We start from the raw sequence: 22,570 nt of genomic DNA on the forward strand, positions 1-22,570 counted from the left end.
ATGGATTTTTTAAATAACAAAGATTTCGCCAAAAGTTTAGATGCTCAAGATGAATTGGCACACTATAAAAATGAGTTTTATTTTCCACAACATAATAATAAAAATGTTATCTATTTTACTGGTAATTCTTTAGGATTACAACCTAAAGTAACAAAAAACTATGTTAACGAAGTAATGAACGATTGGGCAAATATGGCTGTTGAAGGTCATTTTTATTCCGAAAAACCTTGGTGGGATTATCACGAAAGATTTTGTAATCCATTAGCGAAAATTGTTGGGGCAAAACCTTCTGAAGTTGGAGTAATGAATACTCTTACTATTAATTTGCATTTGTTATTAGTTTCTTTCTATCAACCAAAAGGAAAAAGAATTAAAATTTTATGTGAAGAAAAAGCCTTTCCTTCAGATCAATACATGCTACAAAGTCAAGTCAAATTTCACGGTTTTGCTCCAGAAGAAGCTATTGTTGAAATAAAAAGAAGAGAGGGCGAATTAACTACAAGACAAGAAGACATCCTAGCTAAAATTGAAGAATTAGGTGACGAGTTAGCGCTTGTTTTTATTGGCGGAGTGAATTATTACACAGGCCAGGTTTTTGATATGAAAACCATTACTGCTGCCGGACATAAAGTAGGTGCTATCGTAGGTTGGGATTTAGCTCATGCTGCAGGAAATATCGAATTAAATTTACACGATTGGCAAGTTGATTTTGCTGCTTGGTGTAGTTATAAATATATGAATTCAGGACCAGGAAATGCTTCTGGATATTTCGTTCACGAAAAACACCACTCGAATAAAGACTTAAATCGTTTTGCAGGTTGGTACGGTCATAACAAAGAACGCCGTTTTTTAATGGAACCTAATTTTGATGCTGTGGAAGGTGCAAACGGTTGGCAAGTAAGTAATTTACCAATTTTATCTTTAGCGCCTTATTTAGCAACTGTAGAAATGTTTGCAGCGGTCGGAATGGAAAAGTTAATCGCCAAAAGAAATGTAATCACTTCTTATTTAGAATTCATTCTACATGAAATAGATAAAGAAATTGAAGAAGCAGAATTTGAGGTAATTACCCCATCAAACCAATCAGAACGAGGTTGTCAACTTTCAGTTTATTTACACGGACAAGGAAAAGAATTGTTTACCTACTTAATGCAAAATGGTGTAGTAACTGATTGGCGTGAGCCAAATGTAATTCGTTTAGCGCCAGTTCCTTTTTACACGTCTTTTGAAGATATCTATAATTTCGGACAAATTTTAAAACAAGGAATTAAAGAATGTGCCAAAAAGTAAAATTCCAATAAGTTAATACAAACAACTTAGTGTCTTAAACTATTCTTGGTAAAATAAATAAAATTATGACAAAACAACAAAAAATAGAAAACTTCGATCCTTCACAACCTGGTTTAGCAGATGCTACCGTTTTTGGATTGCCTTTTACAGCAGAAGAATCAGAAATCATTATTATTCCTGTGCCTTGGGAAGTTACGGTGAGTTATGGCGCTGGAGCTTCAGAAGGTCCAGATGCTGTTTTTGATGCCTCATTTCAAGTAGATTTGTTACATCAAGATTTTCCAGAATTATGGAAATTAGGTATTTATATGGAGGAAGCTCCAGAACAATGGGCTAAAAATTCAGATAAGTATAAAGATTTAGCACAACCAATTATTGAAGCTTTAGAAAATGGTGAGGATTTAGAAACTTTTCCATCCTTACAAGAAGATTTACATAAAATCAATAAAGCCTGTAGAACGTTACACACTGAAGTAAAAGAGAAAGTTTTATATTGGCAAAATAAAGGGAAAAAAGTAGCGCTTTTAGGTGGCGATCATAGTACGCCACTTGGTTATTATGAAGCATTAGCCACACAACATGAAAGTTTTGGAATTTTACATTTAGATGCACACATGGATTTACGAATTGCCTATGAAGGCTTTACTTATTCTCATGCTTCAATTATGTACAATACGTTACAAATTCCACAAGTTTCAAAAATTGTTCAAGTGGGAATTAGAGATTTCTGTGAACAAGAAGTAGAAGTGGTTAAAGATGCAAAAGGAAGAGTTATTGTTCATACAGATACTGACATGAAAGCAAAGGCTTTTGAAGGTCAAACTTGGAAACAACAATGTGAGGAAATAATCGCGCAATTGCCTCAAAAAGTTACCATTTCATTTGACATCGACGGTATGTATCCTTGGTATTGTCCAAATACAGGAACACCTGTTCCAGGAGGTTTCTCTTTTGAACAAGCTACTTATTTATTTAATTTATTAGCCAATTCAGGAAAAGAAATTATTGGTTTCGATTTAGTTGAAGTAGCACCCGGAGAAAACGACGATTGGGATGGAAATGTTGGGGCAAGAATGTTATTTCATATGTGCGGCATTTTAGCAAAATCTCAAAAATTAAACGTAGGAAATAGAATACAATTTTAATTTAATACTAATATTATGGGACATTTTATACTAGAGCAGTGGAAAGAATATAAGATTAAAGTGGATGGAAAAGTAAAATATGCCGTGTCTAATTTAGGTAGAATTAAAAGTTTTACAGATTCAATTGAAAAAGGAAAGCTCTTAAAAGGAAGTATAACGGAAGGTTTTTTATACCTACGTTACAAAAGACAGAAAGACAATACTATTACAAATTACCATCATGCAGTTCATAAAATGGTTGCTGAACTGTTTATTCCAAAAGATAATGAAGAACAAACGTATGTGCTTCATTTAGATTATGACAAACTGAACAATCGAATAACTAATTTGAAATGGGCTACATATGAAGAAATGAAAGCTCATGGAAAAAATAGTCCTTTCGTAAAAGAAGCGTTTAGTAAACTTCAAGAGTTTAATAAAAATAATAATGGGTCTAAACTTCGAGTGATTGATGTGATGCGACTAAAAAAAATACTTTTAGATCCAAATAGAAAAACACGTCTCAAAATTTTAGCCAAACAAATGGGTGTCTCCGAAATGCAATTGTATCGCATAAAATCTGGAGAAAATTGGGGACATATTAAAGTTTAATGCATTTAAGTTAAAGAAATAGTTTATTTTTGTAGCCTTATATTAAATCAATGCAAACACCAAAAAAAATAGCCATTGTTGGTTCTGGATTAGTAGGAACTTTACTAGGAATTTATCTAAAACGAAGAGGGCATACGGTTCATATTTATGATAGAAGTCCAGATATTAGAAAAATTAACTTTACAGGACGATCTATAAATCTTGTGCTTTCAAATAGAGGTGTAAAAGCTTTGCGCGATGTAGGTTTAGATCATGAGGTTTTAAGTATAGGAATTCCTGTTGAAAAAAGAGCAATTCATACCGGATTGAATACGGTTAATGAACAATTTTATGGTAAAGATGGTGAAGTAATTTATTCGCTTTCAAGAGGTTTACTAAATAAAAAAATGGTCGACTTAGCCGAAAGAGAAGGTGTGGAATTTTTCTTTGAAGAGAAAGTTTGGGATGTTGACCTAGCTACAGCAACTATTTCAATTGGCGAATCTGAAAGAGGCGAATGGACTACACATAATTACGATTTAACCTTTGGTTCTGATGGTGCTTTTTCTAGAATTAGACACAGAATGCAACGACAAAGTATGTTCAATTATTCTCAGGAATTTTTAGAAGTGGGGTACAAAGAATTACACATTCCTGCCAATTCAGACGGTTCTCATAAACTAAATAAAAACGCTTTGCACATTTGGCCGCGTGGAAATTTCATGCTTATGGCTCTAGCAAATCTAGATGGAAGTTTTACGTGTACTCTATTCATGCCTCATGATGGTGAAAACTCTTTCGAATCCTTACAAACAAAAGAAGATTTAGTAGCTTTTTTCGCTACGCATTTTCCAGATACAAAAGAAGTTATTCCAAATTTAGTGGAAGACTTTTTCAAAAATCCAACAAGTTATTTAGTAACCATGAAGTGTTTTCCATGGACATACAGCGATAAAGTAGCTTTAATTGGTGATGCTGCTCATGCAATTGTTCCATTTTACGGACACGGTATGAACGCTGGTTTCGAAGATATTTCTGTTTTAGAAGAAATGATGGAAAAATACGGAGACGATTGGGCTAATTTACTTAACGATTACGAAAATTCTAGAAAACCAAATGCCGATGCGATCGCCGAACTTTCTTATAGAAACTTTATGGAAATGAGCGCCAAAACAGCCGATGCAAATTTCTTATTACAAAAGAAAATTGAAAAATGGTTTTCAGATAAGCATCCCAATTTATGGGTTCCGCTATATTCACGTGTAACTTTCAGTCACCAACCTTATGCGGAAGCGTTAGCAGAAGGCGATAGACAAAATGAAATTATGCAGGAGGTGTTAAAAATAGAAAATATTCATCAGGATTGGGAAAATGAAACGGTAGAAAATAAAATTTTAGAATTGTTAAAACTGCAATAAATTAATAAAATTCAATTCAAATTATTAATCTTTATTTTTAGTATTCCTTATAGAAATTTTTAAAAAAAGGTTGAAATAAGAAGTAATTTCAGCGTTTTTCTAACATTTATTTAACAAAATATATAACTTTAAAAGTCGTAAATTTGGTTTTTCAACACTAAACTAAAATTATGAACTTTAAAAAACTTCTCTTTTGTTTGCAATTCTTTTTGCTAACAAGTATTTCATTTGCTCAAGATGCAATTTGGCTAAGACATCCGTCAATTTCACCAGATGGTAAAACAATTGCCTTTGGCTATAAAGGTGATATTTATTTAGTTAACGCGCAAGACGGAACTGCTGTGCCATTAACTATCCATGAAGCTCACGATATGATGCCAGTGTGGAGCAATGACGGAAAATCAATAGCTTTTGCAAGTGACCGTCATGGTAATTTTGACGTTTTTGTAATGCCTGTCAATGGTGGAAATCCAACACGATTAACCTATAATAGTGCGGCAGATTATCCTTACGATTTTTCTCCAAATGATAAAAATGTATTATTTGGTAGTTCTCGTCAAACAAGTGAAGCAAATATTCGTTTTTATTCTCCGCGTTTGTTTCAAAATTTATATACAGTAAATGTTACAGGCGGTAAAGCTATACTAGTAACAGAAGGCGGAATTGAGTATGCAAAATACAATAAAACGGGTTCGCAAATTGTTTTTCAAGATAGAAAAGGATACGAAGATCCGTTAAGAAAACATCACACAAGTAGTGTAACAAGAGACATTTGGTCTTACGATGTAAATGCACAAAAATTTACAAAAATTAGTACTTATATTGGTGAAGACAGAGAACCAGTATATAGTAATGACGATACAAGTATTTATTATTTAAGCGAAGCAGACGGTAGCAACCAAAATATATTCAAATTTAATGCTCAGTCAAAAACTAGTACTGCTTTAACCACTTTTAAAAATAATCCTGTTCGTCATTTAAGTATTGCTGATAATAATACATTGTGCTTTTCAAATGATGGACAGATTTACACCTTAACTGAAGGAAGTACTCCCAAAAAAGTTACTGTTATCATACAAAATGATGGCAAATCAAATGTAGAAAAAAACTTACCGCTATCAGGAAATATCAGTGAGTTTGTTCCTAGTCCTGATGGCAAAGAAATTGCTTTTATTTCTCGTGGAGAAGTGTTTGTTGTGAATGCAGAAGGCGGATCTACCAAAAGAATTACAAATACACCTGAACAAGAACGCTATGTACAATGGAGTCCGACTGGGAAAAAATTAATTTATGCTAGTGAAAGAGGCGACAGTTGGGACATTCATACTGCAACTATAGAACGAAAAGAAGAGCCTTATTTTTATGCTTCAACTTTAATTAAAGAAGAAAAAATTATAGCCTCAGACAAAGAAGAATTTTTGCCTAAGTTCAGTCCAGATGGTAAAGAAATTGCATACATCGAAGAAAGAAATATTGTTAAAGTATACAATATAGCTACTAAAACTTCAAGAACTATTTTACCAGAAGGAAGAAATTATAGTTACTCTGATGGCGATTTCGGTTTCAATTGGAGTGCAGACAGTAAATGGTTATTTGTAGATGATAATATGGGGAATTTTTCCAATACACATACCGCAATGATTAAAGCAGACGGTTCTGAAACTAAATATCCTATTATGAGTGGTTTTGGTGAAGATTCAGCAAAGCAACAAATTGGAGGGAAAGCACTTACTTGGTTAAGTAGTAAAGAAGGAAGAAAATCTTTAGCCAATCAAGGAAGTAGAGAAGTAGACGTTTATGCTGTCTTTTTTGATAAGTTAGATTATGATATATTTAAATTGTCTAAAGAGGATTTCGCTTTATTGAAAGAAAAAGAAGACGCTGCTAAAAAGGAAAAAGAAGGAGATAAAAAAGAGGACAAAGCTAAAACAGATAAAAAAGAAGAAGCTAAACCTTGGAATCCAAATGTAACTGATTTAGAAACAAGAAAAGTAAAAGTTACAATCAATAGCTCTTCTATTGCCGATTATGTTTTTAACGAAGAAGGAAGTAAATTGTTTTACTTAGCGGCTTTTGAAAAAGGATTTGATCTTTGGGTTACAGAAACAAGAACAAAAGAAACAAAGATTTTAGCTAAATTGGGCGCTTCTGCTAGTCAATTGTTTTTAAGTAAAGATGGAAAAAATTTATATGTAAATAATGGAGGTAAACTTACTAAAATTGAAGTAGAAGGTGGAAAAACCTCTTCAGTTGAAGTGAGTTCAGATATGGTTTTAAACACACAAGCGGAAAGAAACTATATTTTTAATCACATGTGGAGACAAACTGCAAAAAAATTCTACGATCCTAAATTACATGGAGTAGATTGGAAAATGTATAAAGAAACGTATGCTAAGTTTTTACCACATATAAACAATAACTACGATTTTCAAGATTTATTAAGTGAAATTTTAGGAGAATTAAATGCTTCTCATACTGGTGGAAGATATACGCCACAAATGACAAATCCCGACAATACCGCAGCTTTAGGTTTATTATACGATCAAAAAAGTAGCGAAAAAGGTATAAAAGTTGCAGAAGTAATTCAGGGTGGACCGTTTGACAAGCCTACTTCTAAAGTTAAACCTGGAGCAATTATCACAAAAATTGATAATGAGGTACTAACCAACGAAGTAGATTGGGCTAAATTTTTAAATAGAAAAACTGGAAAATTGGTTTTAGTTAGTGGTGTAGATGCAAATGGCGCAACTTTCGAAGAATCAGTTAAACCTATTTCATTCGGTGAAGAATCAGGACTAATGTATACACGTTGGATTAAAAAAATGAACGCCTTAGTTGACAAACTTAGTAATGGAAAAGTAGGCTATGTTCATGTACAAGGAATGAATGACGGAAGTTTCAGAGAAGTTTACGATCAAGTAATGGGTAAAAACTTTGAAAAGAAAGCACTAATTGTAGATACAAGATTTAACGGTGGTGGTTGGCTTCACGACGATTTATATACTTTATTAAGTGGAAAAAGATATTTGGATTTTGCTCCTCAAGGTAATGTTTTAAAAGATGCAGAACCGATTGGAAAATGGACTAAGCCAAGTTGTGTGGTGATGTCTGAAGGCAATTACAGCGATGCTTTTATCTTTCCTTACATTTACAAACAAAATGGTGTAGGGAAATTAATTGGAGTTGGAGTTCCAGGTACAGGAACAGCTGTTTGGTGGGAAACTCAAATTGATCCAACTTTAGTTTTTGGAATTCCTATGGTAGCTACTATTGGTAAAGAAAAAAGAGCTACTGAAAATCTTCAAGTAGAACCAGATGTTCCTGTAGGATTGTCTTATGAAGATTTCTTGAAAGGAAAAGATACCCAAATCGAAAAAGCAGTGGAAGAAATGTTAAAAACAATTCAATAATAAAAAAAGCTCTCAATTAGTTTGAGAGCTTTTTTTATACCTATTAATTTTCTTCTCTATGTACTTTGGTAAAATCAAAGGCTGGTTTGCAAATGGCAATATATTCACAAATTTCATCAAAAGGATTTGAATATTGTACACGAGTATTGGCTTCAATTTTTATAGATTCTCCTGCTTTTAAAATTATAGTTTCGTTTTCTATAATAAATTGTTTTTTCCCTTTTATAATATAGGTGTATTCCTCAAATTCTGGAGTTTGGAAAGGTTCACTCCATCCTGGCGGAGCAATCATGTGTGCAATGGAAATTGCCTCATTTTGAGTGGCTACTTTTCCGTGATGTTCTTCAATTAATTTACCATCAGTTGTTGGTACTACAAAAGGTGTTTTTTGAATAAAATATTTTTTCATAATATTATTTTTTAAAGATAAAGTATACAGCTAAGACTAAAAAAAGAAATCCAACAGCGTGATTCCATTTGAAAGTTTCGTTTTTAAAGAAAAGAAGTGAGAAAATTACAAAAGTAATTAGTGTGATAACTTCTTGTATGACTTTTAATTGTAATAATGAAAAGGGTCCGCCATTTCCAGAAAACCCAAGCTTATTGGCAGGAACTTGAAAACAATATTCAAATAAAGCTAAGCCCCAACTTATTAAAATAATTGAAACTAATCCAGCGTTTTCAAACCATTTTAGTTCTTTAAACTTTAAATGTCCATACCAAGCTAATGTCATAAATACATTAGAAAGTACTAATAAACCAACAGTAACAACTGATTTCATTATTTGCCTTTTAAAACCCTCATCAACACACTAAATGCTCCGCGAATAAAACTAGCGCTTGTTACGACTTTAACAACAGATTTTCCAATGACAGAAGCTGTACTTGGTTCTTTACGCTCTTGTTTTTCTTCTTCTGCTTCGGCAACTTCAGCAGAAATTTCTTCAATTTTTTGGGTCAAAATTTCGTAAGCACTTTCTCTGTCAATTTCTTCAGCATATTTTTTGACTAATTTCGATTTTGAATTAATAGCAAGAATTTCTTCATCTGTTAAAATATCCATTCTGCTCTCTGGAGCTCGCATCATAGTTGCTGCTAATGGTGTTGGTATTCCTTTTTCATTTAAAGCTGTAACCAAAGCCTCTCCAATTCCTAGAGAAGTTAATAATTCTTCTGTATTGTAAAATTCTGAAGTGGGATAATTAGCAGCTGTTTGTTTAATCGCTTGCCTATCATTTGCTGTAAAAGCACGTAAAGCATGCTGAATTTTTAAACCCAATTGTGCTAAAACACCTTTAGGAATATCCATAGGATTTTGAGTAATAAAATACACACCCACACCTTTTGAACGAATCAGTTTAATTATAGTTTCAATTTGGTCTAATAAAGTTTCACTAGCTTCGTTGAATATAAGATGCGCTTCATCAATAAAAATAACCAATTCAGGTTGTTCAACATCACCTTTTTCAGGCATTAAATTATAAATCTCAGCCAACAAATTCAGCATAAAAGTAGAGAATAACTTTGGTTTATCCTGAATGTCATTTAAACGTACAATATTAATGTATCCATTTCCGTTTTCGTCAATTCGCATTAAATCTTCAATTTCAAAAGATTTTTCTCCAAAAAATATATCGGCGCCTTGTTGCTCTAATTCTATAATTTTTCTAAGAATTGTTCCAGTAGTAGAAGTTGAAATTTTACCATAAGATTCTGAGATTTCTTCTTTTCCTTCTTCTGTAATATAATTCATTACTTTTTTGATGTCTTTTAAATCTAATAAAGGCATCTTGTTATCATCACAATATTTAAAAATCACAGAAATTACACCTGCTTGCGTGTCATTCAAATCTAAAATTCTTGAAAATAAAACAGGTCCAAATTCAGAAACGGTGGCACGTAGTCGAACCCCATTTTGTTTTGAAAGTGTTAATAATTCTGTAGCAAATCCTTTTGGTTCAAAAGGAATATTCATTTTAGTGTGTCGTTCTGTAATGAAGCTTTTTTCTTCGCCAGGTTGCGCTATGCCGGAAAAATCACCTTTAATATCCATCATTAAAACTGGAATTCCTTTAGCAGCTAATTGTTCAGATAAAACTTGTATGGTTTTTGTTTTTCCTGTTCCAGTTGCACCAGCAATTAATCCATGCCTATTTAATGTTTTTAAAGGAATGTTTACAGGTGTGGCTGCAATAGTTTCGCCGTCAAGCATCGCGACTCCTAGAGTTATACTTTCCCCTTTTGAGCTGTATCCAGCTTTTAATGTGGAAATAAAATTTTCTTTTGACATGTTGATAGGTTTTTGTTACTACAAAGATGATTTTTTTTTTAAAAACTATGAAATTTAATACTAGAAAATCTTAATTTAACATTCTTTACATTTTCTTAACATTTCATTTTATTAATATTATCTTTATTTTTTGAATAATTAATAAATAAAATCAAAAAAATATAAATATAATTTTAGCTATATCTTTTTTTGGTACGATTGTTGCATATTTTCACTATATAAATGCAATTTTTATTAAATTAGTTTTTTTTTAAAACCTAATTCACATAAATTTGCGACTATCAAAATAAATTAAAATCAAATAATTAATCAATTCAAACTTAAAATTTTAAAAAATGGATCAGGATTTAAACGTTTCTGTAGAGAACAAAGGAAACAAGGCTAGTACACTTTTTGCCGCTTTGACTATCGTAATTTGTATAGCAATTGGTGCTTTATTATGGAAATTTGTAATGGGAGCATCAGCTAACTTCGTAAATGGTAATCCAGAGGGACAACCATTACCAGGTAATTATTTAGGAATGGTTTACAAAGGTGGTTATATTGTTCCTGTATTAATGGGATTATTATTAATGACAATCGTATTCTCTGTAGAAAGATTTATCGTATTGAAAAAAGCAGCTGGTAGAGGTAACTTAGACAACTTCGTTAAAGATGTTTTAGCTCAAATTAAAAGTGGAGATGTTAAAGGTGCCATTTCAGCTTGTGATACACAAGAAGGATCTGTTGCAAATGTTATTAAGGCTGGTTTGTTAAAATCAGAGCAAGTTAAAAAAGACGGTTTAGATGTAGACACTGCAACTGAAAATATTACTAAAGAAGTAGAACAAGCCACTTCATTAGAAATGCCAATGTTAGAAAAACACATGACTATTATCTCTACTTTAGTATCTATTGGTACGTTATTAGGATTATTAGGAACTGTATCAGGTATGATTAAAGCGTTCGCAGGATTAGCAGAAGGTACTCCAGACCAAGCTGAATTAGCAAATGGTATTTCTGAAGCACTTATTAATACTGCTACAGGTATTGGAACTTCTACTATTGCTGTAATTTCTTACAACTATTTTACTTCTAAAATTGATACTTTAACTTATTTTATTGACGAAGCTGGTTTCGCAATTTCTCAAGCTTACAAAAGAGCTAAAGGCGGAAACTAAGATTTCCAAATAAAATAAATTATAAAGTTAAAATAAAGTAAAATGGCAAATGTAAAAACATCTAAAAAAAGCACAAGAATTGACATGACGGCCATGTGTGACGTTGCGTTTTTGTTATTGTCCTTTTTTATCATGACAGCAACATCAAAAGTACCTGAGCCAAAGCCAGTAGATACGCCTGCGTCAACCATAGAAGCTAAATTGCCAGAAAGAAACTTATTAACTATTACAGTTGGTGATAGTGCAGTTTATCTTGGAATCTCTGAGAGAGAAATAAGAAAATCTGCTCTGGAAGCGATGTCATTAAAATATGATATAGCTTTTACACCTCAAGAAATTGAAGAGTTTTCTTTATTAGATTCTTTCGGTGTTCCTTTAGAGGAATTAAAATCTCTTTTGGCGCTTAAAAATTCAGAAAGAAACAAACCAGGAACACAAGTGGGTATTCCCTACAAAGGCGATATTTCTGAAAATGAATTGTCATATTGGGTATATTATGCAAACGCTGCTGTGATAATGGAGCAACAAGCTAAAGGAGTTGAGAAGATCAAAGAAATTGAAATTGCTATTAAAGGTGGTTCTAAAGAAAAATATCCTGTTGTGAAAAATATTTTTGATATTCTTCAGAAACAAAACATGAACGATTTTTATTTAGTAACTTCTCTTAGAGATGAAGATTTTTAATTAAAATAAAAAATATAACATGGCAGAATTAAATACCGGTGGCGGTGGCGGCAAGAAAGGCGGCAAAGTAAGAAGTAAAAAATCGAATCCAGGAGTTGATTTAACAGCGATGGTAGATTTAGCTTTCTTGCTTATCACTTTCTTTATTCTAACAACCACTTTGTCTAAGCCACAATCTATGGATTTAGCTTTACCGGATAATACCGTAGTTCCTCCAGGAGAATCACCTGAAACACCAGCATTCAGAACATTGACTGTAGTTTTAGGAAAAAATGATAAGTTAGTATATTATATTGGACTTACTGATAATCCTTACATGGAAGACGGAATCAATGGTAAACCTAAGTTAGAGAACTATGGTGGTAAAGGAATAAGAAAAGCACTAATAGCGCATAACAAGTTTGTAATGGATCGAGTAGAAGATCCAAAAAAACAAGGTATGACTGTGTTAATTAAGGCTAGTAAATCGGCTAATTATAAAAATTTAGTGGATATATTAGATGAAATGGCAATTGTAAAGCCTTTCTCTTATTCAATTGTTGATGTAACTCCAGGCGATTTAAAAATGCTTGAAGACAATAAAATTAAATAACATAACTTTAAATATAGTAAAATGAGTGGAAATGAAAACCTTAGCGATGCTAGTTTAATTGACAATATATTCGAAGGACGTAATAAAAGTTATGGTGCATACGAATTAAGAACAAACAGTTCTAAAAGGACAGCAGTTGCTTTAGTTTTATCTTCAATATTTTTCATAAGTCTAGTATTTGCATCTTATCTTGCAATGAAAAAGAAAGATAAAGTTGAAGAAAAAATTACTAAAGTTGCTTTAAAGAAAGTGAAAACTCCTATCAAAAAGGAAGTTAAGAAAATTCTTGAAGAGAAAAAAGTTGAGCCTATCAAAAAGGTTAAGTCTGTAGTGGATATCGTTAAAAATGTACCACCTGTGGTCGTAAATAAAAAAACGGTTGAAAATGAGATTCCACCTATAGATCCAAATGCAAAATCAGGCTCTGAAACTGTTAAAGGAGATGTTAATGCTACTCCTGAAAAAACAGGTGAATTAGCAGCCGAAGAACAAAAAGGAGATGATACAGATTACAATCAAATCTTTACATCAGTTCAAGTTTCTGCAGCTCCTCCAGGTGGTATGAATGCTTTTAGAAAGCAAATTGCGAATTCTTTCCGTTTACCAGAAGTGGATGAGTCAACAACTGGGACAATTATTGCCAAATTTGTTGTTTGGGATGACGGTTCAATTAGAGATATCGTAATTGTTAAAGAAACGCCTCCAGGTTTAGGTTTAGGAAAAGAAGCTACAAGAATCTTATCTAAATCACCGAAATGGACTCCTGGTGTATACAATGGAAGAAGTGTAAAACAATATTATACTTTACCAATTTCAATTCAAATAACAGGTTCAGAATAAATGAATTGGTTAAATAATTTAAAACAGAAATCGCCCAAACAGCGATTTCTGTTTATTTTAGGACTTTTAATATTTTGCTTTTATTTAGTTTTAGCCTATCTGGTTAGCTTTTGGGATGACTTTCCTCTTGAGGTTTCTATCACAAGAAGAAGAATTTTTAGTGGTTTATTAGTTCTATATGCAACTTTCAGATTTTATAGATTAATTCAAAAAGAAGAAGACTAAAATGAAATATGTTTCTGTAGTTTTTCTTTTTTTTATTGTAGCAATTGGTTTTGCACAAAATAAAGTCGACGTAAAAAATAAACCTAAAAAGAAAGTTGTTGTGACTCCGGTTCTTGTAAACCCAGATACAGTATCTTCTAATTTTAAGGTTGATGCTGTAGTTTCTCCAAAAATTGAAATTACAGACTATAGTCAAATATTTGAAGTTGTTGAAATACCTGCTCATCCTAAGGAAGGAATGAATGTTTTTCGAGAAACAATAACAAATTTATTTCGTTTACCAGAAGTAGATAATGCAGTTTTAGCGTCTGTAATTGCTAAATTTGTAGTTTGGGATGATGGTTCGATTAGAGATATTCAAATTATCAAAGAACAGCCTTATGGCCTAGGTTTAGGAAAAGAAGCAGTACGTGTTCTAAAAACTTCCGAAAATTGGATTCCTGGACAAGTTCAAGGAAAAAATGTTAAACAATATTATACTTTTCCTATTTCATTACAACTAAAAGAAAAAAATGAAATTGTAAATCCCATTGAAGTAGCTTCAAATAATGAAATAAGAAATGATGCTGAAAAGAATGTTGTTAGCAAAGAAAAAAAAGCAGCTCCTTCTGAAGGGTTTTCTAAATTTTATAGTCTTGTTGCTTCAAACATTCAAGTTCCTGATGTTGAAGTAGCAGGAACCTATAAAACTAGAGTGAAATTTATAGTAAATCAAGATGGTAGTTTGTCAGATTTTCAAGTTCTTGAAGAAACTCCTACTAATGTTGGTTTAGGTCAAAATGTAATTTTATATTTGCAACGGATAAAGAAATGGGAGCCAAGTGAACAAAACGGTATTAAAGTTAAAACGTATTATATTTTACCTGTAACTCTATACATTGAGGCTGAAAAAGAAAGTAACGAAAAGAAGGAAAACTAATATGAAAAAAATAGTTGTAATTTGTGTTATCATACTATTCGCATTTTTTGCTTGCAAGAAATCTGAAAACACTACAGAAAGTGAAACATATACAGTTGGAAAAGCCGACATTTATGTAGATGAATCGTTGCTACCTATAGTTGAGGAACAAGAAATGATTTTTGAAAACAGATACCCAAAATCCTCTATTACACTAATTCCAAAATCTGATGCAGACATTGTTAATCTATTATTACAAAGAAAAATTGATCTAGCTGTATTAACACATCCACTAACAACAACACAAGAAAATAGTTTAAAGGACAAAAATGTTATTGGAAAAAATACTCCTTTTTGTTCTGATGCCATTGCGTTAATTGCAAAAGTAGGTACTTCAACAGATGCAATAACTACAACCGAAGTGTATGAAGTTTTAAAAGGTAAACCAACTAAGTATCAATTTGTATTTGATAATGAAAACTCTAGTACTTTAAATTATCTAATGGAAAAAGCAGGTGTCACTTCATTGCCAAAAAGTGTAACCGCTTTAAATAATAATTTAGATGTTATTAAATTTGTATCTGAAAACACCAATTCTATTGGTTTTGTTGGCGTAAATTGGATGCTAAATCCTTCTATCGAAATGGAAAAAACCTTAAATAAGGTTAAAGTTATAGCTGTTGGAGAAACTCTTCAAAAAGCCGTGAAGCCTTCACAGACTAATATTGAGACTAAGGATTACCCTTTTACCAGAAAAATTTATTTGTTAAATTTTCAAGGAAGAGTTGGTTTAGGCATGGGATTTGCTTCCTTTGTAAAAAGTGAAGTTGGACAAAGAATAATTTTAAAGTCGGGTTTGTCTCCAGTTAAAATTCCAACTCGAGAAATCAGAATTATTAAAAACAATAAAAAGAAATAAAAGAAGAAGAAATGAAAACACTAATTTTATCAAGTTTTGCTACAATAATTACTGCGGTTGCGGTTAATGCACAAGATTTAGAGCAAGTTAAAAAAACAATTGACGCAGAAAAATTTTCTGAAGCAAGAAAATCTTTAAAAGGGATGGTTGCATCTGCACCAGATAAAGGTAAAAACTTCTTTTACTTAGGTCAAGTCTATTTAGCTTTAGAGAAACAAGATTCTGCAAAAATTTATTTCGACAAAGGAAAAGCTGCTAAAGATGCAGGACACTTAAATTTAATTGGTTTAGGTCAATTAGAATTATTAGATGGTAACAAATCTGCTGCAGAAACAAATTTTACTAATGCTCTAGCTCTTTCAAAAAAGAAAAATACGGAAGAACAAATTTTTATTTCTCAAGCATATTTAAAAGCGGCAACTCCAGATGCTTCTAAAGCGTTAACAGCTGCCAAAGCTGCTGTAGCTTCAGATCCGAAATCAGCTTTAGCACAAATTGCATTAGGTGATGCTTTTGTGGCGAATAACAATGTTAATGATGCTTACGTTGCCTACAGAACTGCTAGCGAATTAGACAAATCATTGTTAAGAGGACCAATGCAATTGGCAATTATTACTCGAAATGCTCAAGCTTTCCCAGAAGCCTTAAAAGCGTTTAACGATGTTTTAGTAACTAACCCAAATTACGGACCAGCTTATAGAGAAAAAGCAGAAACTAATTTAGCTTGGGCTTATGCAAAAAAATCAGTTTTTGAAGCAAAAATTGCTGAAGCACTTGAAGATTACAAAAAATACATGAGCTTAACAGATGTTTCTACAGATGCTCGTATCAAATACGCAGATTTCTTAATCTTATCTAAAAAATGGAAAGAATTAGAAACTGAAGCGTTATCCATTCAAAAATCTGATAAAATAAATCCTAAAGTTTATAAGTATTTAGGTTATGCTTATGCTGAAAACGGAAATCCAGAAGGCGCTATTAAATCTTTAACAGAATACATGTCTAAAGTAGATGCAAAAAGAGTAAATGGTAAAGATTATTTATATTTAGGAAAAGCAAAATTAGCTTCTTCTATGGACGATAAAGGAGTGATTACCAATCAAACAAAATTTAATGATGCAGTTGCGAATTTAACTAAAGCTGCCGAATTAAATCCATTGTTAAACACCGAATTTACAGAAATCGGAATTAAACTATACACAGGAAAAGCATATTTAGAAGCCGCAAAATTATTCGAATTAGCTGTTAAAAATACAAGTTCAAAAAGTTTTAGCCGCGACAGTTACTTATTAGGAAACTCAATTCTTTTTTATGCTGAAAATAAAACAGAAGCTCAAAAAGCAGCATTAACTGCAGAATTTGCTCGTGCAAATCAAGCTTTTGCAGACGCAATTAAAGCTTCGCCAAACACGCAAGATGCTTATTATAACAAAGGGCAACTAAACAGAGTTATCGGAACTAAAGAATCTAATGCGCAAGCGGTTTTAGATTATGAAGGATATGTGAAAACCGTAATTGCAAAAGGTGAAACTGAAACTTCAAAACCAGCTGTTAAAGAAAATCTTTTTGATGCTTATTCTTTTATTGGTGCAAATTACGCAACAACAGATAAAGTTAAAGCAATTGAAAACTTCAAAAAAGCAGCAGAAATTAATCCTGCAGATACTTTCGTAAAAGAATCTTTACAAGCTTTAAGTAAATAAGAATATAAAAATTAATTCAAAAACCGATAGCGAAAGTTATCGGTTTTTTTATTTCAATATTTTAGAAGCCTTTTCCAGCTTTCCATTATAGTTGTTCTCATAAATAAGTAAAAACTAAATTTTGCAAAAAGCTTCCGTAGGTCGCTGTTTCCAAAAAAGTTTTTATCTCATTTCTTTCCAACAAGCTGCCATTGCAATCTGGGCTAGAAATTGTCATTAAATAAAAACTTCCAACTTCTAACTTCCAACTTCTAACTTTATACTATCTTTGCACTCAATATTAAAAATATGCTTAACAAAGAAACTCAAATATTAGTCAATAAAGGCGAAATGCTTCCGTTAATGGAAGAATTTTATACCATTCAAGGCGAAGGATATCATACTGGAACAGCTGCTTACTTTATTCGAGTTGGTGGTTGTGATGTGGGTTGCCATTGGTGCGACGTAAAAGAAAGCTGGAACGCCGATTTACATCCGCCAACTTCTGTCGCAACCATTGTGGCCAATGCTACAAAATATGCAAAAACAATTGTAATTACTGGTGGTGAACCTTTAACTTGGGACATGCATCCAATTACACAACAATTAAAAAACGCTGGGTTAAACGTACATATCGAAACTTCAGGCGCGTATGACGTAACTGGAACTTGGGATTGGTTTTGCTTATCACCAAAGAAAAATAAATTACCAGTTGCATCCGCATATGCTATCGCGAATGAATTGAAAGTAATTATTCATAACAAACACGATTTTATTTTTGCAGAAGAACAAGCAGAAAAAACCAACGCAAATGCCATTTTATTTCTACAACCTGAATGGAGTAAAAAAGAAGAAATGACTCCGCTGATTGTAGACTATGTAATGAACAATCCAAAATGGAGAGTATCCTTACAGACACATAAATATTTAAATATTCCTTAATAAGAATAGTTGAAAATAAAACCCAAATTCCAATCTTAAAATAAATTGAAATTTGGGTTTTTTGTTTTTAAAACATAAATAAAGATTTTCATAATTTCTTAAATCTGTGTTTCAAATAAAAAAATTATAAAGTTATTTTCGCCAAATAATCAAAATGTTCACCTTCTGCAATCAATTCACATTGTAAACCATTTGCAAGTGAAGCATTCTGAAGCGTGTTATAATCTAAATACAACCAAGGAAAAGTGTCTTCTGTTTCACCTTTGTATACAACGGTAAAAGTCAATTCGCCATAATAACCATCCGCAGGAACGCTATATGCGCCATCTTCATCTTGGTCGTACATATAAATTAAATCTGAAGAATCAATTAAAATTTGTCCACCTTCATTTAATAAAGATTTCAATTTTTGTAAATATTTAGACGTTTCTTTCAAAGTTCCAAATATTCCAGTACCATTCATCAAGAGTAAAATGGTGTCAAATTTATTTTCCGCAGCTAAATCTAAAAGATGCACTACTTTTGCATGTTTAATTCCACGAAGTTGGCAAGCATGTACAGCATTTTCAGAAATATCAATAGCAGTAACTTCTAATTTTCTTTCGTTTTGTAATTCTAAAGCATGACTTCCAGCACCACAACCCACATCTAAAACCTTCCCTTTAGCTAATTGCAGCGCTTTTTGTTCTAGTTTTGGCATTTCGTTATAGTTGCGAAACAAATACGATACGCTCATTTCGTCTGCTTCAGAAATAGAAGTTTCCGTAACTAAATCTTCTGGTGAATTATTAGTTTGGTAATCTAGTATGGCTTTTCCGAAAAGGTCTTTCATGAGTTATTTATCAAAATTCAACATTCGTTATTCTTAAATCAATATTCTAAATCGTAGCTTTGCAGTTCATTAATAAACGATATGTTAAAACCAGCATTAAACGAAATTCAAAAACTAGCCAAAGATACGCATATTGAAACTAAAAAATATTTCGATAAGCTAAAAAAAAGGGTGCCAAAAAATTTAGATTATGTGATGCAAGATTTACATGAGGCCGAATTTAAGAAAACCGATTGTTTAGAATGTGCCAATTGTTGTAAAACCACGGGTCCATTATTTACAGATGCCGATGTAGAACGAATTGCTAAACATTTCAAACAAAAACCACAACAATTCATCAATCAGTTTTTACGTATCGATGAAGATAATGATTATGTATTAAAATCGGTGCCTTGTACATTTTTAGATGCGGATAACAAATGCTTCATTTACGATGTTCGACCTAAAGCTTGTAGAGAATTTCCACACACCGATAGAAAAAAATTCAATCAAATCACTGATTTGACTTTATTAAATGTAGCCATTTGTCCAGCTGCTTATAATATTGTAGAAAAAATGAAAGTAAAAATGCCTTTGTAACATGAAAGTATATAAATCTAAAATAGACTGGTGGTTGGGATTATTTTTGGTATATCCAATTTTTATGAGTATCAAAAATATACTTGAAGGTAATTTATATGGTTTAATTGGACTAAGTGTTGTTGTTGGACTAATTTTGATTTTCTCAAAAACGACACGCTATATCATAATTGAAAACCAATTAATTGTTAAAAGTACATGGATAGTAAACGAAAGAATTGACATATCCAAAATTACAAAAATTGAAAAGTCAAATAGCGTATTAAGTTCTCCTGCACTTTCACTTGATAGATTAAGTGTAAGATATAATAAATATGACGAAGTTTTAATTTCTCCAAAAGAGAAAAAAGCATTTATAGATGAACTGTTAAAAGCTAATCCTAATATTGAAATTTTGGTTTAATTATAAATCAAATAGGGTTTTCTCATTTCTTTAAATGCTAACAAACCAGCTTCCCAACTTTTTCTAATTTCTTTTTCTGAAACGCCATTCACAATTTGCTCTTGTAATTTTTTGGTTCCAGCCAATTTCGTAAAGAAATCATTAAAGAAAATCGTTTTATCAGAAGTGTCAGCATACGCTTTAAGCAACCATTTCAATTCTAAACGAGTCACTTTTTTAATTTTAGTCAAGTCTTCACCAACACACAAAACATTTTTATGCATCGGTTCTTTCGCCCCAAAATTTGAAATAGGTGTAAAGCTGAAATTGAAATTTGTCAAAAAAGGAGAACCATAAATTTGAAATTGCTTTTCGGTTCCTCTTCCCACACTCACATTTGTGCCTTCAAAAAAGCACAAACTGGCATATAAATTTATCGATTGGTCATTAGGTAAATTTGGAGAAGGTTTCACGGGTAAACTATAAGTCAACTCTCTTTTGTAATTGGTACAAGGAATAACTTTCAGTTCGCACTGAATTCCATTGGTCAACCACTTTTCTCCATTAATCATTTTCGCATATTCACCTATTGTCATTCCATGTAAAACAGGAATTGGGTGCATGCCTACAAAACTTTTATGTTCCATTTCTAAAACCGGACCATCAACAATAGTTCCGTTCGGATTGGGTCTATCAAAAACAATAAGCTCAATGTTGTTTTCTGCGCAAGCTTCCATTACATAATGTAAGGTTGAAATATAAGTATAAAATCTGGCACCCACATCTTGGATGTCAAAAAGCATCACATCAATACCAGCAAGTTGCTCGGGTTTCGGCTTTTTGTTATTTCCATATAACGAAATAATCGGTAAATTTGTTTTAGTGTCTTTCCCATCTTTAATAACTTCTCCCGCATCTGCTGTTCCTCTAAAACCATGTTCTGGAGCATATATTTTTTGAACATTGATTTGTTTCTCTAATAAGAAATCTACCAAATGCTTTTTGTTTTCTAGTATTCCAGTCGGATTCGTAACGATTCCAATTTTTTTATTCGTTAATAGAGGCAAATAGGATGTATAGTTTTCTGCACCTGTTTTAAACTTTGTTTCATTAAAAGTAGCGTTTGAAGTTTCCGATGCATTTGCAACAGATGTATTTGTTATTTTCTTTTTAGATGAACATCCAAAAGAAAATAATAGTATTGAAAAAAATAAAAACGTATTTTTGAACTCAAATTTCATATAAAAACATATTTTGAATTTAGAATATTTTATTGCAAAACGACTAATCGTTACTAAAAGTTATAAAAGTAGTGTTTCTTCACCAATTATAAAAATTGCTATTTTGGCCATTGCCTTGAGTATTCTTATGATGGTAATGTCTGTGGCAACTGGTATAGGTTTGCAACAGAAAATTCGAGAAAAAATTTCAGCTTTTAACGGACATGTTATTGTTTCTAATTTCGATGACAATCAATCTCAAGTCACAGCCGAACCTATAGATTCTAGATTGCTACCTATTTCTCAACTAAAAAAGAACAGCTTCATTACACACGTGCAGCCAATAATTACTAAAGGCGCATTAATAAGAACCGAAACCGATGTAGAAGGAATTATTTTTAAAGGTGTAGATGCATCTTATCAATGGAACAATTTGAAAGAATTTTTGGTGGAAGGAAAAATCCCAACTTATAAGGAAGGTGCTATTAATGAAGTTTTAATTTCCCAATTTTTAGCAACACGGTTAAAATTAAAAGTAGGAAATTCGTTCAATACTTTTTTTATGAAAGCACAAGGTAAGTTACCAAGTGTAAGAAAGTTCAAAATTTCTGGAATTTACAATTCAGGTTTTCAAGAATTCGATGCTTCCTATATAATAGGTAATATTCAACATTTGCAGCGCATCAATAAATGGCAATCGAATCAAATTGGTGCTTATGAAATTTTTATCGACGATTTTACAAATTTAGAAGAACGTGCCGAAGCTATTTATAAAACTATTCCGCCAACATTCAATAGCACTTCAATTTCAGAAAAATACTTTAGTGTTTTCGAATGGCTAAAAATCTTTGATACCAATATTATTTTGATCATCGTAATTATGATAATTGTAGCTGTTACGAATGTCGTAGTTTCACTTCTAGTTTTAATTATTGAACGTACACAGTTAATCGGAATGCTAAAAGCATTAGGAGCAAGTAACTGGTCGGTTCGAAAAATATTCTTATACAATTCTTTTTATCTTATCTCAAGAGGATTACTTTGGGGTAATGGAATCGCTATTCTATTTCTACTTCTTCAAAAGAATTTTGAAATCATCAAACTCAATCCGGAAAGTTATTACGTGTCATCCGCACCAGTAGATATAAATTTGCTTCACATATTATTATTGAATATAGGTACTATATTAATATGTGTATTGGTTTTGTTAATTCCATCTTACTTAATCACAAAAATATCTCCAATCAAAGCGTTGAAGTTTGATTAAAATTTATACTATAATATATAAGGTTGATTTTTTCTAACGTCAGCCTTTTTTTATTATATTATATAGGTATAATTTTTTCTAGTAGCTTTAACCTGCTTTCCGCTATATTTTTTACAATCCCACCCGAAAGTTTAATAACCTTTCGGGTGTTTTTGTAAAAAGATGCCGCTACTATCAGGGCTATGGGTTTTGTTTTTAGAATAAAATTTAGTTTTAAAAGGCTGT

Annotated in this window: 22 protein-coding genes; 17 read left to right on the plus strand and 5 right to left on the minus strand. The window is 31.9% G+C overall.

Features of this window, described 5'->3' with window-relative positions; translation table 11 throughout:
• The 5 genes from kynU to G4D72_RS07490 all read left to right on the plus strand — a co-directional run bounded on the left by kynU (position 1) and on the right by G4D72_RS07490 (position 7,833).
• Positions 1-1,290, plus strand: coding sequence for a kynureninase (kynU, locus tag G4D72_RS07470; protein ID WP_166077023.1), 1,290 nt, complete (start codon positions 1-3; stop codon positions 1,288-1,290).
• Positions 1,291-1,355: 65 nt separating this feature from the next.
• Positions 1,356-2,435, plus strand: coding sequence for an agmatinase family protein (locus tag G4D72_RS07475; RefSeq protein ID WP_207784881.1), 1,080 nt, complete (start codon positions 1,356-1,358; stop codon positions 2,433-2,435).
• Between the two features lie 15 nt (positions 2,436-2,450).
• Positions 2,451-3,026, plus strand: coding sequence for an NUMOD4 domain-containing protein (locus tag G4D72_RS07480; protein WP_166077024.1), 576 nt, complete (start codon positions 2,451-2,453; stop codon positions 3,024-3,026).
• Positions 3,027-3,076: 50 nt separating this feature from the next.
• The gene (locus tag G4D72_RS07485) at positions 3,077-4,423 is read left to right on the plus strand and encodes an FAD-dependent oxidoreductase (protein WP_166077025.1); all 1,347 of its coding nucleotides are present in this window, start codon (positions 3,077-3,079) and stop codon (positions 4,421-4,423) included.
• 170 nt (positions 4,424-4,593) lie between these two features.
• Entirely contained in the window at positions 4,594-7,833 is a 3,240-nt protein-coding gene (locus G4D72_RS07490) for a S41 family peptidase (protein ID WP_166077026.1), read from the plus strand.
• 43 nt (positions 7,834-7,876) lie between these two features.
• Here G4D72_RS07490 and G4D72_RS07495 read toward each other — a convergent pair whose 3' ends face one another.
• Genes G4D72_RS07495 through G4D72_RS07505 form a run of 3 tightly spaced genes read right to left on the minus strand, consistent with a single transcriptional unit; the run spans position 7,877 to position 10,123 of the window.
• Complete coding sequence (locus G4D72_RS07495) at positions 7,877-8,242, minus strand: cupin domain-containing protein (RefSeq protein WP_166077027.1); 366 nt, start codon at positions 8,240-8,242, stop codon at positions 7,877-7,879.
• Between the two features lie 4 nt (positions 8,243-8,246).
• On the minus strand, positions 8,247-8,615 hold the full coding sequence (locus G4D72_RS07500; protein ID WP_166077028.1) for a DMT family protein: 369 nt from the start codon (positions 8,613-8,615) through the stop codon (positions 8,247-8,249).
• Complete coding sequence (locus tag G4D72_RS07505; RefSeq protein WP_166077029.1) at positions 8,615-10,123, minus strand: helicase HerA-like domain-containing protein; 1,509 nt, start codon at positions 10,121-10,123, stop codon at positions 8,615-8,617. The genes G4D72_RS07500 and G4D72_RS07505 overlap by 1 nt, the downstream gene beginning before the upstream one ends.
• 335 nt (positions 10,124-10,458) lie before the next feature.
• On the opposite strand from G4D72_RS07505, the gene G4D72_RS07510 reads away from it, so the two are divergent.
• From G4D72_RS07510 to G4D72_RS07550, 9 genes are all read left to right on the plus strand, one after another.
• The gene (locus G4D72_RS07510) at positions 10,459-11,283 is read left to right on the plus strand and encodes a MotA/TolQ/ExbB proton channel family protein (RefSeq protein WP_166077030.1); all 825 of its coding nucleotides are present in this window, start codon (positions 10,459-10,461) and stop codon (positions 11,281-11,283) included.
• 42 nt (positions 11,284-11,325) lie between these two features.
• Positions 11,326-11,967, plus strand: a complete 642-nt coding sequence (locus G4D72_RS07515; protein ID WP_166077031.1) for an ExbD/TolR family protein — start codon at positions 11,326-11,328, stop codon at positions 11,965-11,967.
• A 19-nt stretch (positions 11,968-11,986) separates the two neighbouring features.
• Entirely contained in the window at positions 11,987-12,559 is a 573-nt protein-coding gene (locus G4D72_RS07520) for an ExbD/TolR family protein (protein WP_166077032.1), read from the plus strand.
• Positions 12,560-12,580: 21 nt separating this feature from the next.
• On the plus strand, positions 12,581-13,399 hold the full coding sequence (locus G4D72_RS07525) for an energy transducer TonB (RefSeq protein ID WP_166077033.1): 819 nt from the start codon (positions 12,581-12,583) through the stop codon (positions 13,397-13,399).
• A complete protein-coding gene (locus G4D72_RS07530) occupies positions 13,400-13,624 on the plus strand; it encodes a hypothetical protein (protein ID WP_166077034.1) in 225 nt (74 codons plus the stop codon).
• A gap of 1 nt (position 13,625) precedes the next feature.
• Positions 13,626-14,543 carry an energy transducer TonB gene (locus tag G4D72_RS07535; protein WP_166077035.1) on the plus strand — a complete coding sequence of 306 codons (918 nt, stop codon included), beginning with the start codon at positions 13,626-13,628 and terminating at the stop codon, positions 14,541-14,543.
• A gap of 1 nt (position 14,544) precedes the next feature.
• Positions 14,545-15,441 (plus strand): PstS family phosphate ABC transporter substrate-binding protein, encoded by an 897-nt coding sequence (locus G4D72_RS07540; RefSeq protein WP_166077036.1) that lies wholly within the window; start codon positions 14,545-14,547, stop codon positions 15,439-15,441.
• An 11-nt stretch (positions 15,442-15,452) separates the two neighbouring features.
• Complete coding sequence (locus tag G4D72_RS07545; RefSeq protein WP_166077037.1) at positions 15,453-17,144, plus strand: tetratricopeptide repeat protein; 1,692 nt, start codon at positions 15,453-15,455, stop codon at positions 17,142-17,144.
• A 288-nt stretch (positions 17,145-17,432) separates the two neighbouring features.
• Positions 17,433-18,065: a 7-carboxy-7-deazaguanine synthase QueE gene (locus G4D72_RS07550; RefSeq protein WP_166077038.1), complete on the plus strand. Its 633-nt coding sequence runs from the start codon at positions 17,433-17,435 to the stop codon at positions 18,063-18,065.
• 124 nt (positions 18,066-18,189) lie between these two features.
• On the opposite strand, the gene G4D72_RS07555 is transcribed toward G4D72_RS07550, so the two are convergent.
• Complete coding sequence (locus tag G4D72_RS07555; protein ID WP_166077039.1) at positions 18,190-18,897, minus strand: class I SAM-dependent methyltransferase; 708 nt, start codon at positions 18,895-18,897, stop codon at positions 18,190-18,192.
• Positions 18,898-18,978: 81 nt separating this feature from the next.
• On the opposite strand from G4D72_RS07555, the gene G4D72_RS07560 reads away from it, so the two are divergent.
• Positions 18,979-19,476, plus strand: a complete 498-nt coding sequence (locus G4D72_RS07560; protein ID WP_166077040.1) for a YkgJ family cysteine cluster protein — start codon at positions 18,979-18,981, stop codon at positions 19,474-19,476.
• Position 19,477: 1 nt separating this feature from the next.
• Positions 19,478-19,879 (plus strand): PH domain-containing protein, encoded by a 402-nt coding sequence (locus tag G4D72_RS07565; protein ID WP_166077041.1) that lies wholly within the window; start codon positions 19,478-19,480, stop codon positions 19,877-19,879.
• On the opposite strand, the gene G4D72_RS07570 is transcribed toward G4D72_RS07565, so the two are convergent.
• Positions 19,876-21,099 carry an exo-beta-N-acetylmuramidase NamZ family protein gene (locus tag G4D72_RS07570; protein ID WP_166077042.1) on the minus strand — a complete coding sequence of 408 codons (1,224 nt, stop codon included), beginning with the start codon at positions 21,097-21,099 and terminating at the stop codon, positions 19,876-19,878. The genes G4D72_RS07565 and G4D72_RS07570 overlap by 4 nt on opposite strands.
• Before the next feature lie 13 nt (positions 21,100-21,112).
• Between G4D72_RS07570 and G4D72_RS07575 the strand changes: the two genes are divergently transcribed.
• On the plus strand, positions 21,113-22,345 hold the full coding sequence (locus G4D72_RS07575) for an ABC transporter permease (protein ID WP_166077043.1): 1,233 nt from the start codon (positions 21,113-21,115) through the stop codon (positions 22,343-22,345).
• Positions 22,346-22,570: the final 225 nt, after the last annotated feature.

Source organism: Flavobacterium difficile (genome assembly GCF_011392115.1).
Classification (GTDB): Bacteria; Bacteroidota; Bacteroidia; order Flavobacteriales; family Flavobacteriaceae; genus Flavobacterium; species Flavobacterium difficile.